The 16,346-nt window shown below is 52.6% G+C and carries 14 protein-coding genes; 5 read left to right on the forward strand and 9 right to left on the reverse strand.

What is annotated here, in order from left to right:
• The 5 genes from JR346_RS00790 to JR346_RS00815 form a co-directional block, all read right to left on the reverse strand.
• Positions 1–432, reverse strand: coding sequence for a DUF6262 family protein (locus JR346_RS00790; protein WP_205482561.1), 432 nt, complete (start codon positions 430–432; stop codon positions 1–3).
• A 23-nt stretch (positions 433–455) separates the two neighbouring features.
• The gene (locus JR346_RS00795; RefSeq protein ID WP_205482562.1) at positions 456–2,348 is read right to left on the reverse strand and encodes a tyrosine-type recombinase/integrase; all 1,893 of its coding nucleotides are present in this window, start codon (positions 2,346–2,348) and stop codon (positions 456–458) included.
• A protein-coding gene (locus JR346_RS00800) for an IS3 family transposase (RefSeq protein WP_370592585.1) occupies positions 2,341–3,575 on the reverse strand; the annotation gives its coding sequence in 2 pieces (ribosomal slippage) (positions 2,341–3,284 and positions 3,284–3,575; 1,236 coding nt in all). The genes JR346_RS00795 and JR346_RS00800 overlap by 8 nt, the downstream gene beginning before the upstream one ends.
• A 47-nt stretch (positions 3,576–3,622) precedes the next feature.
• Positions 3,623–3,967, reverse strand: coding sequence for a hypothetical protein (locus JR346_RS00810; RefSeq protein WP_205482563.1), 345 nt, complete (start codon positions 3,965–3,967; stop codon positions 3,623–3,625).
• Positions 3,968–3,985: 18 nt separating this feature from the next.
• Positions 3,986–5,230, reverse strand: a complete 1,245-nt coding sequence (locus JR346_RS00815; RefSeq protein WP_205482564.1) for a tyrosine-type recombinase/integrase — start codon at positions 5,228–5,230, stop codon at positions 3,986–3,988.
• Positions 5,231–5,308: 78 nt separating this feature from the next.
• On the opposite strand from JR346_RS00815, the gene JR346_RS00820 reads away from it, so the two are divergent.
• Positions 5,309–6,124, forward strand: a complete 816-nt coding sequence (locus tag JR346_RS00820) for a hypothetical protein (RefSeq protein WP_205482565.1) — start codon at positions 5,309–5,311, stop codon at positions 6,122–6,124.
• Positions 6,125–6,279: 155 nt separating this feature from the next.
• Entirely contained in the window at positions 6,280–7,446 is a 1,167-nt protein-coding gene (locus JR346_RS00825; RefSeq protein WP_205482566.1) for an ImmA/IrrE family metallo-endopeptidase, read from the forward strand.
• A gap of 258 nt (positions 7,447–7,704) precedes the next feature.
• Here the strand turns inward: JR346_RS00825 and JR346_RS00830 are convergent, their stop codons facing one another.
• Positions 7,705–8,061: a PadR family transcriptional regulator gene (locus JR346_RS00830; RefSeq protein WP_205482567.1), complete on the reverse strand. Its 357-nt coding sequence runs from the start codon at positions 8,059–8,061 to the stop codon at positions 7,705–7,707.
• 642 nt (positions 8,062–8,703) lie between these two features.
• Here JR346_RS00830 and JR346_RS00835 point away from each other — a divergent pair.
• On the forward strand, positions 8,704–8,871 hold the full coding sequence (locus JR346_RS00835) for a hypothetical protein (RefSeq protein ID WP_205482568.1): 168 nt from the start codon (positions 8,704–8,706) through the stop codon (positions 8,869–8,871).
• Positions 8,872–8,968: 97 nt separating this feature from the next.
• Here JR346_RS00835 and JR346_RS00840 read toward each other — a convergent pair whose 3' ends face one another.
• On the reverse strand, positions 8,969–10,540 hold the full coding sequence (locus JR346_RS00840) for a DASS family sodium-coupled anion symporter (RefSeq protein ID WP_204877823.1): 1,572 nt from the start codon (positions 10,538–10,540) through the stop codon (positions 8,969–8,971).
• Between the two features lie 484 nt (positions 10,541–11,024).
• Here JR346_RS00840 and fbaA point away from each other — a divergent pair, with 484 nt between their 5' ends.
• A complete protein-coding gene (fbaA, locus tag JR346_RS00845; protein WP_205482569.1) occupies positions 11,025–12,050 on the forward strand; it encodes a class II fructose-bisphosphate aldolase in 1,026 nt (341 codons plus the stop codon).
• Positions 12,051–12,797: 747 nt separating this feature from the next.
• Entirely contained in the window at positions 12,798–13,214 is a 417-nt protein-coding gene (locus tag JR346_RS00850) for a DUF3151 domain-containing protein (protein ID WP_205482570.1), read from the forward strand.
• A gap of 82 nt (positions 13,215–13,296) precedes the next feature.
• On the opposite strand, the gene ald is transcribed toward JR346_RS00850, so the two are convergent.
• On the reverse strand, positions 13,297–14,385 hold the full coding sequence (gene ald / locus JR346_RS00855; RefSeq protein WP_204877822.1) for an alanine dehydrogenase: 1,089 nt from the start codon (positions 14,383–14,385) through the stop codon (positions 13,297–13,299).
• A 334-nt stretch (positions 14,386–14,719) separates the two neighbouring features.
• Positions 14,720–16,246 carry an APC family permease gene (locus tag JR346_RS00860; RefSeq protein ID WP_240333971.1) on the reverse strand — a complete coding sequence of 509 codons (1,527 nt, stop codon included), beginning with the start codon at positions 16,244–16,246 and terminating at the stop codon, positions 14,720–14,722.
• Between the last annotated feature and the right edge of the window lie 100 nt (positions 16,247–16,346).

Raw genomic sequence — 16,346 nt, forward strand, 5'->3', positions numbered from 1 at the left:
CTACTGCAGGAAGTCCTCATACTGTAGGAGACGACCTAGCAGATGTTCGCGGGCGGTTTCCAGCTGGTGTAATTCTTCGCGAAGCTTTTTGTTTCTGGCTTTTTCATTCTCTAGCTCTTTTTTCAGGATGGAGATAATGGCAGACTCCCCCGCGGTTTTGGTTGGGGTTACAGGTCGCGGGGATTTGCCTTTTTGCTGGTCAGCTAAGGTTCGGATCCTATCTGATAGTTCATCGTTTTGGTGCAGGAACTTGGTGGATACCCCTGCGGTGCGTGCTACGGATGAGAAGTTGATGTTTCCGCCATCTTTAATAAGTTGGCGGATAGCTTTTTCAGCCCTTTGCGTTGCTTGTTGGGTGCGGTTTTTACCGGCTTTCCGAAGGGCGTCGGCTCGTTTCGTTTGTGGACTGGAATCGGTGATGATATTGGGCATGGGGTTCTCGCTTTTTTGGTGGCTTAGCGATGGGTTCGCAAGTTGGGTTGAATGATAGGTGAGGTGCCGTCTTTGGCAGGGTTGGTGATAAGAGTAAGCGCCACACGCCCTGATGTTCCTGCCCCAGAGACTGCTTTGTTTTGGGCAGCTTCGTCTTCTAACTTGGTGATGATTGCTTCGAGTGAGGTCTTTTCGCGAAGTCTGCCGGTAAGCCACACATTCGTCTCTGGCATATCCTCACCACGCCGCGCCTTGTACTGGTTTTTACGCTCATCAATCAACGCTTCTAATCGAGTGAGCTGTTCCCGATGCTCCTGGATATAAGAAGCATCAGTAGCAAAAGCACCACACGGCAAACAAGCATTACCCTTATCGCAACTCTGAGTCGGCGGCAGCATACAATACCCGTTGGGCAGAATACGATCTGCCCGATGATCTAACTGACTAATCTCCAAAAGGTCTTTAGCCGAAAGCCCAAGATCACGATCATCAGAACCAACCTTCTTATACCGCAAAAACTCGGCCTCTGCGGTAGCCGCTAGAGTCTCCGCGTAGCGCATGGTCATCTCCGGTGAACGGTGCCCCAAATAGCGTTGAACCACATGCACGGGCACACCATTATTCAGCAACTCAGTTGCGCGGGTGTGGCGCAGCCGGTGGGTCTGTGAGAAGCGTAGCGGTTCACCGGCTTTATTAGTGAGTTTTACGGTCTGGTCTAGGCGTTTGAGAGTGTCAGCGTAGGAACGATAAGAGCGAGGGCGTGCGCCAGTGAAGTTGGCCCTGGGATTAGGGAAAAGATAGGGATGTTCTAGACCAGGATATTTTTCTTCCACCCAAGCTTGTTGCTCCTGGATAATGTTCACTACCGCAACATCAACCAAGATAGTAGGTTCCACCCCGTCTACTTTGGTTTGCTGGTAATTCATACGCGCGATGAAGGAGTCCTCTTGTATCTTTTCGGGGTCTACATCCAACATGGTGAGAGGTTGGAAGTCCATCATGAGGATTTCTGAGGCGCGGCGGCCTGTGAGAGCTTGAATCATCCATACACGGGCTGCTTGTTCATCCCCTACACCGCCATAGGTAGCTGGTTCTCTACCAGGAATTTCAAGAGTGATGCGCTGGTTCATCGGTGTTTTTAGAACCTCAAGGTGAGAGAGCATTACGGCTAACTCATCAGGGGTGAAGAAAGTAACCGGGTGAGCTTTTCCCTTCTTTTTACGTTTATAGGCGGGGAAGAGCCGGGTATGGTCTGCGGTAATCCCAAGCCAAGCCTTATCGTCGGTGTTTTCAGCTACGAGGTCTTTATTCTCATAGGCGAACTCGTAGAAACGTTGCAAAGTGGAGGTCACTGAACCGATGGTGGTCTCTGAGAGGGCTTTGGCGTGGCAGCCCTCCACCGGTGTTTTAAGGTAGTCAGTGAAAGCGGTGGTGAGCTTCCTTATGACTCCCAGGCTCTCACCCAGAGTCACTGGGGAATGCTGATAGGTGGTCAGGAAGCGAGAGAAGTAGTTGAGGTGGGTTACTCGTGAGGCGATGGACGTCCAGGTGTAATACTCGTAGGTGAGGGCTTGGGAGAACCAGAATCGGGTCGCTTCTTTCAACCAGGGTTGGGTAATGTGCTCTAGGCTAATGACTCTCTCTGCGTGAGGTTCATTCTCGCGTCGAGGGATACGGTTATCCAGGTGCATATTCCAGACGTCGTGCTCATACCAGGGCTTATCTGAGCAGCGCACTGTCAGGTGCTGGTAGAGGTTTTTAGCGATGGATTCCACATTGCGCAGGTTATTGGGTGAGGGGTAGCGGTTGTTGCGTCGGTAGAAGGCGCGGGCTGCTTCACTTATCAGCCTGTAAGGTTCGATATTTGCAAGACTATAGGTGTCGCGTGAAGTGCCCCGGGTTTTGTTCCTAGGCATTTGCCTTGATTTCTATTCTCTCGTGATTTGGATTGCCAGTCCAAAACCCTGCTTCTACCTCTATCGGCGTACGGTAACCGAGACTTTGGTGAAGCCGTGATTCGTTCCACCACGAGACCCACTCAAACGTCGCAATCTCAACATCAACCACGTCAGTCCACGACCGCCTATGAATAAGCTCATTTTTGTAAGAACCGTTGACGTTCTCAGCCAAAGCATTGTCGTAGGAGTCACCGACTGTCCCAGTAGAGGCAGTGATTCCATGCTCAGCAAGGCGCTCATTATAGACAATGCTCACATACTGCGAGCCGTGGTCTGAATGGTGAATCAGTCCCGTTGTTTCCTTTGCGCATACAATCGCCTGGTTGAGTGCTTGTAGTGGCAACGCTTCCGTGCGCATCGTATCTGATAATGCCCATCCGACAATTTTGCGGGAGTACACATCGGTGACAAAAGCGGTGTAGACGAACCCATTACCGGTACGGACGTAGGTAATGTCAGCCACCCATAACCGATTCGGCCCAGGGGCACGAAAATCACGGCCTACCAAGTCAGGGCGATTATCCGAGTCCTTGGACCTGCGAGTTGTCACAGGCAACCGGCCTTTACCTTTCCCACTGACTCCAGCAAGGCGCATCAGGCGAGCGGTTTGCTCACGGCCGATGTCGATTCCTTCACGGCGTAGAGCATGCCACATCTTGCGGATACCATAGACTGCGTAGTTTTCTTCATGAACCTCGGCAATACGCCTTGTCAATGCGGCCTCGCGAAGGCTGCGGGCACTTAATCCCCGGGCTTTTGACTGACGGTATCCGCGTGAGGAAATGAAGCCACCTTGCCGATTGCTCTTCAACCTCTGACAGATGAACTCGACTGTGAAACGATCCCGGTGTTCATCGATGAACTGGATCATTTCCGACGTTTGGGGTCGAGTTCTGAGGCGAAAAAAGCTGACGCGGCCTTCAACAACTCGTTAGTGTCGCGAAGCTCCTGATTCTCACGACGCAGCTTGGCCACCTCTGCAACGAGATCTTCAGGTAAAGGATCAATTGCCCTGCCTTCGCGACGGGCCGCCTGAGCCCACTGCCGGGCAGTATGCCACGAGACACCCAGTTTCGGGGCCACGATCTTGCACGCTTCCTGCATGGAGATCCCCTCCGCCAGGATGCGGTCCTCAACAAGGCGGAGCACCCGATCCTTGGCATCCTGATCAAATTTCTTCGGCATGTTCCAGATTTTCCCATCTACTCAAACGGAACAAAACCTGGGACACTTCAGTCGCGTTCCTTGGCGGGTTGGCGCTCAATGAGGGATTGGGTGCTGGAAACGTACCAACGTAACATGGCCGGATCTACTTTAAGAGTGCCCTCTACCCAAATGGTGTAGATGTACCAGGCTAGTTCTCTATCGGCGAGGCTGTACCCGGTGCGGTAGTCGTAGGTTTTGTTGGAATAGAGGTAGTTGGAGTTGCGGACGAAGACCCGATTGTTAGGTTCTTGATCGAGTCTGTAGACCGGTTGCTGCCAGTCTGCAGGTACTTTTTCCCAGGCTGCTCCCCAGGAACGGTTCGAGACAGGTTCCTCCGGTGCGGGGAAGGCTAGTACATTGTGCTGTGCCATGATTCTAGTTACTCTCTTCTACTCTGCGGTATGGTTTTCCCAGCCGGTTGCGTACTCTTTCCAGCTACTGATTGATTTGAGTTCTGCATCTTCTGTTACCCACCCGTAGGTGTTCAGAGTGGTTTGGATGTCTTGGTGCCCAAGCCGGCGCATGACAATATGCGGTGGTGCCCCAGATAAGAGGAGGGCGGTGGCGTGGGTGTGTCTGAACCAGTGTGGTGTCCATGCCGGGTTCACCTTATCCCCTAGTTTTTTCTTCAATCGGCGTACTAGGTCGTAGACGTTGGTTTGGGTTAGTGCGGAGAAGGGTTCTTTCGCGTTATACCCATTGACCAGGATGAAGTGCTGGCTGAGTTCATCTATCACTAGGTCAATGTTGTTTTCCATGAGTTCCCAGACGTAGGCAGAGTAGAGGGAGGCTAGGTCATCGCCTATGTAGATGCGGCGTTCGTAGCGTGCTTTGACACGGGAGCCTCCGGGGTGGTCTTGGCGAGGTATTACGTCAATATAGGGCTGCACTCCGGAGGTGATGTTTATGTCATTGTGTCGTAGGGAGAGAGCTTCGCCGAGGCGTATGCCGGTTTCCGCCAGAGTGGCGAAGAGGAATCGGTTTCGGACTCCTTGCATTGAGGCTTTCCAATATCCGTATTCATCTTGCACAGCGCAAGCATCCAGGAGGGTTTTGATCTCGGCGGGAGTTAGTACGGGGGTGCGGGTTTTGTTCCCTGTGCGAATTTTGAACACTGGGGAACGGGATGGCTTTTTATCGGCTACACCCGTAAGGAATCCTTTGTAGGATGATCCGTAGCGGTTTCCGTGGTGGGAAGTGACGGATAGATAAGCAGTGTCGTTGCCGGTGTGTTGGGCGTGAAATTTGTAGAAGGCGGTCACGGCAGCAATTTTTAGTCCGATAGTAGCTGGTGAGCGTAGGGGTTCTGGTTCTTTACCGATGTGGGGTGTGCCTGGTGTTAGCCCGGTTTTGAGCCAGTGGGCGAAGCTGGCGATGGTGAGGTTATTGGGTTCTTCCCAGTGGGTGTCGGTGGTTTCGAGGAAGTTGAGCCATTGGGTGAGGGCGGTGGCGTAGGTGGTGATGGTGTTTGGTGAGGTTTCTTGGTAGGGCAGGAAGGTGAGGTATTTGTGTGCGGGAGGGAAGGGTAGGTAATCAGGGCCGATGATGGTGAGGGTTTTTGCACCGTTGGGGTGTTGTATTTTTTTGGGTTTTATACATGTGCTTATATCTTCTCTTGCGCGATGCTTTTTCACCTGTTAGCTTTAATCCCAGGAAACTTTCTGAGAAACTTTTTTACATAAAAATCGTACCGCCCGAGGAAGGCGAAAGCAATGCAGATTGAGCAAGACGATGTTGCGGAACTACTAGCAAACGATGGCACGCTTACCGTTATTGAAGAGATGACTGCCTGCCTCATGTATGCCCACGCTCAAAACTATGCTGAATTCGAGCAGAGAACCGCAGGATGGGACCCTGAGGACAAAAAGGCCTACCTTAATCAAACTAGATCACTCTCCGCCAGCTCGCTCACTCTTATTCTCATCAAGCGTCTTGCTAGAATCCGCCATGCGAAGGAGCTAAACCCACTAAACCTTTGGCACAACGACTGGTTCGAGTTTCGACATAAAGAGGTTCAAATCTATCTTCTGCGTAGCACCTCCACTAGATCCGACCGCAAAAAAGAGCTGCCCATTATCAACACCATCAAAAATGACAAAGCCAATCTTTTTGATGAATCCGGCGACAGGTCAGCAGATATTTACCGCTCACGTATTTCAGATAAGCTCTTATCTGTTGATAATGAACCCCTCTATTGTCAGCTGAAATACACCGTGGGCAGAAACGGGATGCTGACAAAAGCTGTATTCTCAGCTCAAACCATCTCCTTAGATCACCCAATCTTTGCCTACACCCTCGATCTAGGACAAGTGCAAGAATTACTAAAAGAACTCCTTTCGAGTGATCCTGAGATTTTCGCACCGGCCACGTTGCTGCGACAGAACACCATTCCTTCGCCAGCTGCACAGACCCATCAACTGTCCCCAGTCGAGGCTGAGGAAGTGGGGCGTGAACTCGATACCCACAGCGCTCCTGCGCTTGCTCCAACGCGAGAAGAAGATCAGCATAGGGGTCGTAAGAGCTCGTAATTACCTTTTCTGAAACCCGAAAAACCTATCTTTTTGTTTCCTTGATAGATTAATATGTGTAATATAGAGCGTTTGCAAAAACCGGTATACAAGGTTTTTCAGACTTTCTTTTAACAACGCACCATGTACTCCATCAAGGAAGGGTAGGTACTGACATGAGCCCCTCAGTTCATCCGGTGGAACACCCTGATACAATCCCTCAACCTCTGTCTCTTATCCCTAGAGAAAAAGAACTTGTAGCTGTTCCCGAAACCGTTAAACTGTTGCGTTTGCGCAGAGGTTTCACTCTTGAAGCTGCCTCAGCTCAGATAGGTAAACAAAAGGGGTGGGCTTCTAAGATTGAACGCGGAAATTTAGAGCTGAAAGGCGAAGATCTTGAGAGTTACGCTGAGATCCTCGATGTGCATGTAAAACTCCTAACGATTGAGCTTCCAATGGTTGATGCTGAGGGGATGATGTTCCGCAAATACCGGACGCCCAAGAAAACGGTAAATATGCTTGAAGCGGAAGCTTCTCTGCGGTTACATGTGGTTAATCGGTTGCTCGAAATCTCTAATCAGCCCTCGGCTCCGCTTTTTGAGCAGATTGCGGCTAATAACAACCATCAGGTGGTAGAAGCTGCACGTCAAACCCGTGCCCGATGGGGTATACCTCCCGATGCCCCTGTTGGCAATTTAACTGGGTATCTTGAGCGAGACGGTATTTTCCTTACCTTCCTTCCCTTAGATGTTGAGAAGGTCAACGGGGTTACTTATTGGCATGATGAACAGACTCCGCCTCTGATGATGCTCACTAGAAAAACTATTGATAATACTAAACGTTTCACGATGGCTCATGAGTTCGCGCATCTGGTGCTTGATAAGTATTCGTCTAGGCTTGATTCTCCTAAGGCGGTTGAGGCTCGTGCTGATTTGTTTGCGGGTGAGCTTTTAGCACCTTATGAGGTTGTTCGGGGGCAGTTCTTTTCTTTGAACACTGGGGATGTGGACGGTCTTATCAATCTTGCTCGTTATTGGGGGTTGCATCCTAAGAGTTTTGTGACCAGAGCATCGATTCATGGGGATATTAGTAAGGATCAGGCTTCGTCTTGGTATAAGAATTTGGGTGGGATTACTAAGAGTCGTATTGAGAATGAGTTTCCTGCTTATCCTGTGCGCTTTAATGCTCTTGGGAAAATTACGGATTATCTCAATAAGTATCACTGGAATATGGCTTCTGTGTTGTCTGAGGTTCTTGTGCGTAGAAGTGATTTTGAGCAGCTTGTTGGTGTTGATAATTCGTTGTCTTATGGCGCGGGCCGACCTAATTTTAGGGTTGTATAAGGGTCTGTGAATAAGGGATGTCCTCTAGTGTGTTGCTGGAGGACATTTTTTATTGGCGTCGAATGGATTCTGCGGCTGTTTATCTGGGGTTGACGTTGTTCTAGGTACTGCATATAACCCTGTTACCCAAGTGATAATTCTTCTTATATTCCAACTTGGGTTACTTTATTCCCGCTACTTAAAGAACTATAGATAACATCAGCAGTTTAGATTCTGCAAGTCTGCTGTTTTTACCGGTATGCACCTGCAAAAACCTTGTCAGGGGAGGTTTTCCCTCTGGATCAGGTGCTCTGTAATCCGCTCTAGGTAGAGTTGCCCGGCTGGGGTAAGCGTGAAATCTTTGCGTTTGGCGCCGGTGCCGGGCACGCTTGCAGGGGTGACGGCAAGTAAATCTGAGGACGAGAGGCGTTTGAGGGTGCGGTAGAGTCCGCGTTCGGTGATGGTCCAACCGGTGTGCTGTTCGAATTTCAGCTGAATATCACTTGCTGAAATGGGGCCGTGTGTTTTGACGATGCGTAGCAAAACCAGGGTGGTTACTGACTTTTTATAGACTTCTGCCCACGAGGCGGCGAGTTCTTCTACCCATTCACGCTCTGCCGAGCCAAGCGCGCTCACGAGATTTTCTCTGAGCCAAGCACGCTTGATGCCTCAAAGCCACGTGCGCCGATGACAGCGAACACGTGAATGAGTAAACCGATACCCCAGAACGCTCCCATGCCTACTGCTGACCCACCCCAGCGAGCAAGGAGTTATAGGCATCTCAATTTCCCTTGAGCCAGCGGCGATTGCGAAATGTGTGAGGTTGGTAGAGACTAACAGGGTGTAGGTGAAAGCGTTAACAATGAGCCCGCCGAAGCGTAGGCGGTCAAGCCCCTTGCCATAAAGAAGTGCGTACAGTCCCATGAGGAGAGCAACAAGGCCTGTGCCTCCTGCCAGAATGATGAGGGTGAAATCGGGGGGGGGCGAAAAATATTGCCGTGTGCATGGTGAGCGTAATCGCCGTAATGGTAAGACAGTAGGGCATGAGTGTCTTGAGCGCGGCGTCTGGGCTGGTGTGGCTGAAGCGTGTCATTGGGGCTCTAAAGATCTGTGTACCTTTCGTGCATTGGAAAATTTGCCGTCAAGTTTTTTAGCGAGTTACTTGCACAGTAAAGCATTCTCGGGTGTCTTCTGAAAGAAATAGAGGCAAAAAAGAAGAAAGAGAGCATCACGAGTTCGCAACAAATACCGGCTATTAGCCCCGGCAAGATTTTGTTCGTGCTGATGGTGCCGCTTTTCATGGTGCTGGCTGCCGTCTCAGCGGTCAATGTGGCGATGACGCCTATGGCGCGTTCCCTCACCGCGTCCTTCGCTGCGATTTCTGTGCTGGTGCTGGGCGGTCTTTACTTTGCGGTGAAGGATCGCAAACGCGAGCTGCGCGAGTAAGCCGCCGCTTAAAAAGTTCTCCCCGGGGTTATTTACATTTCCCTCTACTTTATACACGGGAAAAGTAAATAACCCCGGGGAGAACCGGAGGGGTACTTTAGGCTTGCAGCCCGAAGATCCAGACTGCCAGGGTCATGGTGACCAGGGTAATGAGCACAATACCGATGAGATTGAGCCAAAGGCCGCCCTTAACCATCTGCCCGATGGAAACGTAACCCGAACCGTAGGCGATAGCGTTCGGCGGGGTGGCTACCGGCAGCATGAAGGCGCAGGTTGCAGCCAGCGCTACGGGAATAGCTAGCAGCATGGGGTCGAAGCCCATACCGATGGCTACACCACCGGCAACGGGCAAGAAAGTTGCCGCAGTTGCAGTGTTTGAGGTCAGCTCGGTCAAGAAGATGATGCCTGCGGTGAAGAGAATAACCAGCAGTAGAACTGAAATGCCTTCAAGACCGGCAACCGATGAACCGATCCAATCGGTCAAACCTGATGACGAGAACTGTGATGACAGTGCCAGACCGCCGCCGAAGAGCAACAGGACGCCCCAGGGTAGCTGTAGCGCGGTATCCCAGTCGAGCAGACGGACGCCCTTTTTGCCGGCTGAGCCAGCGGGCAGCAGGAAGAGCAGAATACCTACAATAATAGCGATGCCGGCGTCTGAAATCATGGGCTTGTCGAAGAGAATCGGTACGAAGATCCATGCCAGTGCTGCCAGTACGAAGATGATAAGGACGCGAATTTCTCCGGAGCTCATCTTGCCGAGTTTGGTGTATTCGTTGGCGATGAGTTCTTTACCGCCGGGGATGTCATCGATTTCAGGTTTGAAGACGACTTTGGTGAGCATGAACCAGCAGATGAACATCATGACGACCGCCAGGGGAACGCCCACGATCATCCACTGACCGAAGCCGATTTCGACGCCGTGGGTGTCTGCCATGTAACCAGCCAGCAGGGTGTTTGGGGGTGTGCCGATGAGGGTGCCGAGTGAGCCGATGGATGCTGCGTAGGCGATGCCGAGCATGAGCGCGGTGCCGAAGTTGGATTTGACGATGTCTTCAGCGCCGCCGCCTGCTGTAGTGCGCGGGTGCTGAATCTGACCGATGAGGGTGAGCACTGAAATGCCGATGGGCAGCATCATGACTGCGGTTGCGGTGTTTGAAACCCACATGGAGAGAAAACCGGTAGCAACCATGAAGCCCGCAACCATGGAGGAGGGCTTGGTTCCCATCATTTTCAGTGTCAGTAGGGCGATGCGGCGGTGCAGGTTCCAGCGCTGCATAGAGAGCGCCAGCAAGAAGCCACCCATGAAGAGGAAGATGATGCTGTTGCCGTAGGATGCGCCGATGTCGTTGATCTTGACTTCTGAGTTGAGGGTGGGAAAGATCGCCAGTGGCAACAATGCTGTTGCCGGGATGGGCAGTGCTTCGGTCATCCACCAGCCACCCATGAGGATTGCGGTGGCTGCGGTGAGCTTGGCGCCGTGGGGAACGTCGGCGGGCATAATGAAGTAGATTGCCAGTGCGAGCAGGGGAGCGCCGATCAAGCCGATGAAGCGTTTGGTGCGTTCACTGCTGTCGATTTCTTCTGACTGGGCACCGCGTGAAAGCTGAACTTGCCCGATTGCTTGGGTGGGAATGGGTTCGTAGTTCTTGAGGTGGTCACCCACCATGTGGGGGTGCTCAGCGTGTTTTTCGTCGTGGTGCACGTGAGGGCTCCTTTGCTAAGTGTGTGTGGGCATCAGTGGATGCTTTCATACCTTAACCGAGAAAGATGAGTCGGTGATGAAAATAAGGTGCAGGTTTCTTCATCTGGGCGTGTTGCGCGTAACAAAACTTTCGGTAATGACAGGGGTGTGCGCGTCCGCCTGTTTTTCAGTGCTGGTGGGCGGTGGTTAAGCGTGCGGACGCGGCTAGGTGAGGAATATTGAGATGAGGTTTTTTGACCCCTAGGTAGGTGGGGTAAATGCAGCCTTAAAACCTGTTATTAAGTGGGTTTATGTGCGATTTTTTGCCCGTGGACTGAGGGCTTTTGCGCTTAACTTGGTAGACTTGAAGAAGGCAGGGGCGCGCCCTCACCGCACGGTAAGTACGCGACCCGAGTAACTACACAGACTCATCAACCAGGCGAGTCATAATCCAATTCAAGGAGTCAGCATGCCTATTGCAACCCCGGAAGTCTACGCAGAAATGCTCGACAACGCGAAGAACAAGGGCTTCGCGTACCCCGCAGTTAACGTCACTTCATCACAGACCCTGAACGCTGCTATCCAGGGCTTCGCAGAAGCTGGCTCAGACGGCATCATTCAGGCATCAACCGGTGGTGCTGCGTACTGGTCAGGCGCTTCAAAGAAGCACATGGTTACCGGTGCGTTGGCTATGGCTGCTTACGCTCGTGTTATTGCTGAACAGTACGATGTGAACATTGCGCTACACACCGACCACTGCCCTCAGGACAAGCTAGATGAGTACCTGCTGCCCCTGCTCGCAGAGTCAGAGAAGGCTGTTGCTCGCGGCAAAGACCCCATCTTCAACTCACACATGTGGGACGGCTCAGCAATCGCGCTGGACGAGAACCTGAAGATCGCTCAAGATATTCTGGCTCGTACCAACAAGGCGAAGATCGTTCTTGAGGTTGAGATTGGTGCTGTGGGTGGCGAGGAAGACGGCGTTGAAGGCGCTATCGATGACACTCTCTACACCACCATCGAGGACGCGCAGAAGACTGTTGACGCTCTTGGTTTGGGTGAGAACGGTCGCTACATGGCAGCACTGACCTTCGGTAACGTTCACGGTGTATACAAGCCCGGTAACGTTCACTTGCGCCCCGAGTTGCTGAAGGAAATTCAGGACGCTATCGGTAAGAAGTATGGCAAGGACAAGCCTTTCGACCTCGTATTCCACGGTGGTTCAGGTTCAACTGAGCAGGAAATCGCTGACGCTGTTAAGTACGGTGTTATCAAGATGAACATCGATACTGACACCCAGTACGCTTACACCCGCCCCGTTGTTGCTCACATGTTCAGCAACTATGACGGTGTGCTTAAGGTTGATGGCGAAGTTGGTAACAAGAAGACTTATGATCCCCGAGTATGGGGTGCTGCTGCTGAAAAAGGTATGGCTGCTCGCGTTGTTGAAGCTGCAGCTCAGCTCGGTTCAACCGGCACTTCACTCGGCAAGTAAAGTGCGTGAGCCCCGGTGAGGCTCGCAAGAGCGCTTTACTTGCCTGGCTGAGACAGAAAATTCCGAGTTAGTGAGGGGTAAATTTTCTGTCTCAGAAAGGGTAAGTGCGTTAGCCTAACCTGCTGATAAAGCTGAGAAGACCCACCTGCTCTCTACGGTGAGTGGGTGGGTTTTTGTGTTCTGCTGGTGCTGAAACTTGTGGTCTGATCATTACTGATGAGCGTGTGATGGGCAATGTTCAACACCGTCACTTTGGGGTGACCGCGTGCTGGTGCGAGGGGTAAAACTTGACCGTGCGGACGCGTCCGCCTAGCCCCTTGTTGTCTACCTACTCTCCAAGGAGTAAGTGGGTAGGGTGTAGGAAGCTCAGTGGTTCATTTTTGTGAACTATATTCATGTCGCTCGTGTTTTCGATGCCCTTTGTAGTGTGGGCAGCCCCTCACAATAGAGAACAAGAAGGTGAGAACCACAGGGTTCTTCTGAGTCTTGTGAGTGTTGCGGCGAACAAAAGGTAGCCAAGCTCAACCCGATTGACGCCCTACGTTACGAGTTACGAGTAAGGGCGGGGGAGGGATGCGTGTCCCCACCTGCCGAGGTGACCACCAAAAATAAGAGGTGACCGTACATATCACGGTCAGCATGACTTTTCGCGGTCACCCCTGACGGGGGCGTAGAAGATGACGCACATCCTCTCGCCCCTGTAAGCTGAACATAGTTCTACACGATCGATTTGAAGGAGCACCCCCCATGTCACTTGCCGGTAAGAATCTGCTGGACGGTCCCGCGCCCACCTACCTACCCGAAGAAACCGAGCTACTGGCTGCGGTAGCCGATGGCGCGTCCGCCGCTGAAACCGCGCAGAAGTTCCCCAAATCATCGCTGGCGTGGGCAAACCTCGCCGAAGAAACCCTGGCTGAGGGCAAGCTCATTGAGGGCTACGCCTTTGCGCGAGTGGGCTACCACCGCGGGCTGGACGTGCTACGCGGCAACGGCTGGAAAGGTCACGGTGCGATTCCCTTCAGCCACGAACCCAACCGCGGTTTTCTTAAAGCACTGAATCTGCTGGGCAAGGCAGCGGCTGAAATCGGTGAAACTGATGAGGCGCAGCGTATTGAAAAGTTCCTCAATGACTCTGACCCTGAGGCGGCAGCGCAGCTGAACTAAGCAGTCAGTCTTAAACGAAAAATTGCGGGCATCCCCATGGGGTGGTGCCCGCAATTTTTATGTCGTCATCTGCGCGGTGATCTTATGTTGCAGGTAGCTTGGGGTAGGCTGCTGCCACGCCGGGGTGGGTGATTTTACCGGCGTCTGTGTTCAGACCCTTCGCTAGATCATCGTTGGAGGTAAGTGCCTGTTCCACACCCTCAGCCAGCTTCAGCGCGTACCCCAGGGTTGCATCGGTCAGCGCAATGGTTGAAGTGCGCGCAACCGCGCCGGGCATGTTGGCAACGCAGTAGTGGCGAATACCCTCTACCTTGTAGATGGGGTCATCGTAGGTGGTGGGTTTGGAGGTCTCAAAGCAACCGCCCTGATCAATAGCAACATCAATCAGCAGTGCGGTGGGCTTGAGGTTTGCCAGGTGCTCTTGACGCACTAGCTTGGGAGTCTTAGCGCCGGGTACCAGTACTGAGCCAATAATGACATCGGCATCAGCGATTTCACGCTCAATATTTGCTGGGGTGCTGGTGAGGACGCGCGCCGTTGAGCCAAACTGCGTGGCAAGTTCGCGTACGCGCGGGCCGTAGCCCTCCAAAATAGTGACCTCAGCACCGAGACCAACCACCAGTTGCGCTGCCTGAGTGCCCACGTTACCGCCACCCAGCACCACAACACGGGCTGGAGCTACACCGGGAACACCGCCCAACAGAATGCCTGGCCCGTCCTCGGTGTTGAGCAGGTACTGCGCGGCAGCCTGGGCAGCCAAACGCCCGGCAACTTCACTCATGGGCAGTAGCAGAGGTAGAGCGCGTCCGTTTGCTACGGTTTCGTAGGCGATAGCGCGAGTGCCGGCCTCTAACAGAGCCTTGGTGAGTTCAGGTTCAGCCGCTAGATGCAGGTAGGTGAACAGGGTGAGGTCTTCGCGGAAGTACTTGTACTCAGACTCAATAGGTTCTTTGACCTTGATTAGTAGCTCTGCCTTGCCCCAGGCGTCCTCGGCGCTGACCAGTTGCGCGCCTGCCTGGGTGTACTGCTCGTCGGAGAAGCCAGCGCCCATGCCGGCTGAATGTTCAACAAAAACTTCGTGACCGGCATCGACCAGTGCTTTTACGCCGTCGGGGGTCGCGCCTACTCGTTGTTCGCGGGGCTTAATCTCGCGGGGAATACTAATACGCATGGTGGTGCGTTCCTTTCCTATCACCATTGATGGGTGTCCTTTTAGTCTAATCCTCAACGAGATAAAAACCTACCCGCGAAAAGGGGAAAGCTGCGCCTGTATACCTGCTCACAAAGACTGAGCCGCGCGTCCTGCAGTTTCTGCGTCACTGGTAGGTCTCAACACGGACGCCGGTGCGCTGGTATACCCGGGCGTGAAGGAGGCTTTCCCTGGACTTGGCGGGTTAGAGCTTGCGCTTGAAGTACTGAAGCACCGGCAAAACGCTGACATACAAGTAAGGCGCCGAGATCCCGGGTTTAATCTGGTATCTCGGCATCCTACCGGTACTTAGAAGTTAGATCTTAGGGTCCAGCGGCAGATCCTCAGTCTCTGGAACCTTCACACCGGTACTCATATTCAGCGATTCTCCGCGGAAGAAGGGTCGCATCGACTCTTGGCGCGAGCAGAAAACCATGACGATTCCACCGATGCCGAAAGCAACCACCGCCGTCAAAAAGACACCCGAGACTCCGAAGGCTTGGGTCATACCGTACTCTGGGTTCACCATATTAATCATCGAGAAGACCAGCACAAAGAGCATGAGAACGCCGCCCACCAGCGGCAGCACCAGGCGGTTAATAATGTTTCGGGTCGAAGTGAAAATATCGCCCTTAAAGTAGCGGACGCAAGCAAAGCAGGTTACGCAGTAGTAGAAGCCCACTGCCAGGGAGGTCGCTTCAACGGTGTCAGCCAGCATGTTAGTGCTGATGTAGCTCATGCCAGCGTAAAAGACAGCAGAGACGATACCCATTATCATTGTGGCAGGCTCCGGGGTTCGAAAGACCGGGTGGGTTTTCGCAAAGTTTGGCGGCAGAGCCTTGTACACGCCCATCGCAAAGACGCTACGGGCGGTCGGCAAAATCGTGGTCTGGCAGGTGGCAAGCGCTGAAACTGCCACCGCGAGAACCAGTACCCATCCCAGAGACCCTAGGGTCGCGTCCTTGAAAGCAAAAAACACGTCATCAACGATTTCTTCGTTGGCAAGGCCGATGCCGGTATCGCCAACACCTGCGTACATCATGATGATGACGGTGACAGCAACATAGGTAAGCACCAGAAGAGAGCTTGAAAGAATAGCCGCCTGACCGGGAGTTTTGTGGGGATTCTTAGTTTCTTCGCTGAGGGAGAGTGAAGTATCCCAGCCCCAATAAATAAAAATGGCAATCAAAACAGCCTGCAAAAGTCCGTTGAAATCAGCGGCAAAAGGATTAAACCAGCTCCACGAAAAATCCAAGGCGGGGGTAAGCGAGCCACTTATAAAGGCGCTCACAATACCTACCAGCAAAATACCGATTGCCAGGTACTGAATAATAATCAGACCCCATTGGGTGTACGCACCTGCCTCAACATGGCGGTGCGAAATCCAGGTTGTAAAAGCAATCAGTAGCACCCCAGTACCCGTGACCAGGTGCTTGTTATCCGCAAGAGAACCATCCCCGAGCATCAACCACAGGTAACGGGCGGCAATCTCAATCTGATTTGCCATAATAATGACGCCTGCCACCAGCACTCCCCAGCCCGATAGCCAACCCCACACCGGGCCAAAAGCCTTCGTCACCCACGTGAAAGAGGTGCCCGCATCAGGTACTGCGGTGTTGAACTCTTTATAGGCAAAAGCGGTCAGCAGCATAATCACAAACGCAATAATCAGCGCAATAGGAGCCTGCACACCCACCGCCATGACCACAAATCCAATGGTCGCCGCTAAAGAGTAAAGAGGGGCTGTCGATGCTAAGCCAACAACTGTCGAAGAAGCCAAACCGAGGCGGTCAGATGCCAAGCCCTTATCATGGGGCTGGCTGTGTGGGGCGGTAGCGCTCAATAAAGTCTCCAAACCGGTGGGTGTGAAAAAGAACTCCACCCATAGTAGGACTTTATGCCGGTTACTGGGGCAACCTCGCAAACACACGGGGTGTTGAGCT

Origin of the sequence: Rothia sp. ZJ932, assembly GCF_016924835.1 — a bacterium.
GTDB lineage: Bacteria > Actinomycetota > Actinomycetes > Actinomycetales > Micrococcaceae > Rothia.

What these genes read in the sequence shown, in the direction of transcription:
- JR346_RS00790 (WP_205482561.1), bottom strand. Translation starts at nt 432, where the DNA reads ATGCCCAATATCATCACCGATTCCAGTCCACAAACGAAACGAGCCGAC.
- JR346_RS00795 (WP_205482562.1), bottom strand. Translation starts at nt 2,348, where the DNA reads ATGCCTAGGAACAAAACCCGGGGCACTTCACGCGACACCTATAGTCTT.
- JR346_RS00810 (WP_205482563.1), bottom strand. Translation starts at nt 3,967, where the DNA reads ATGGCACAGCACAATGTACTAGCCTTCCCCGCACCGGAGGAACCTGTC.
- JR346_RS00820 (WP_205482565.1), top strand. Translation starts at nt 5,309, where the DNA reads ATGCAGATTGAGCAAGACGATGTTGCGGAACTACTAGCAAACGATGGC.
- JR346_RS00825 (WP_205482566.1), top strand. Translation starts at nt 6,280, where the DNA reads ATGAGCCCCTCAGTTCATCCGGTGGAACACCCTGATACAATCCCTCAA.
- JR346_RS00840 (WP_204877823.1), bottom strand. Translation starts at nt 10,540, where the DNA reads ATGGTGGGTGACCACCTCAAGAACTACGAACCCATTCCCACCCAAGCA.
- fbaA (WP_205482569.1), top strand. Translation starts at nt 11,025, where the DNA reads ATGCCTATTGCAACCCCGGAAGTCTACGCAGAAATGCTCGACAACGCG.
- JR346_RS00850 (WP_205482570.1), top strand. Translation starts at nt 12,798, where the DNA reads ATGTCACTTGCCGGTAAGAATCTGCTGGACGGTCCCGCGCCCACCTAC.
- ald (WP_204877822.1), bottom strand. Translation starts at nt 14,385, where the DNA reads ATGCGTATTAGTATTCCCCGCGAGATTAAGCCCCGCGAACAACGAGTA.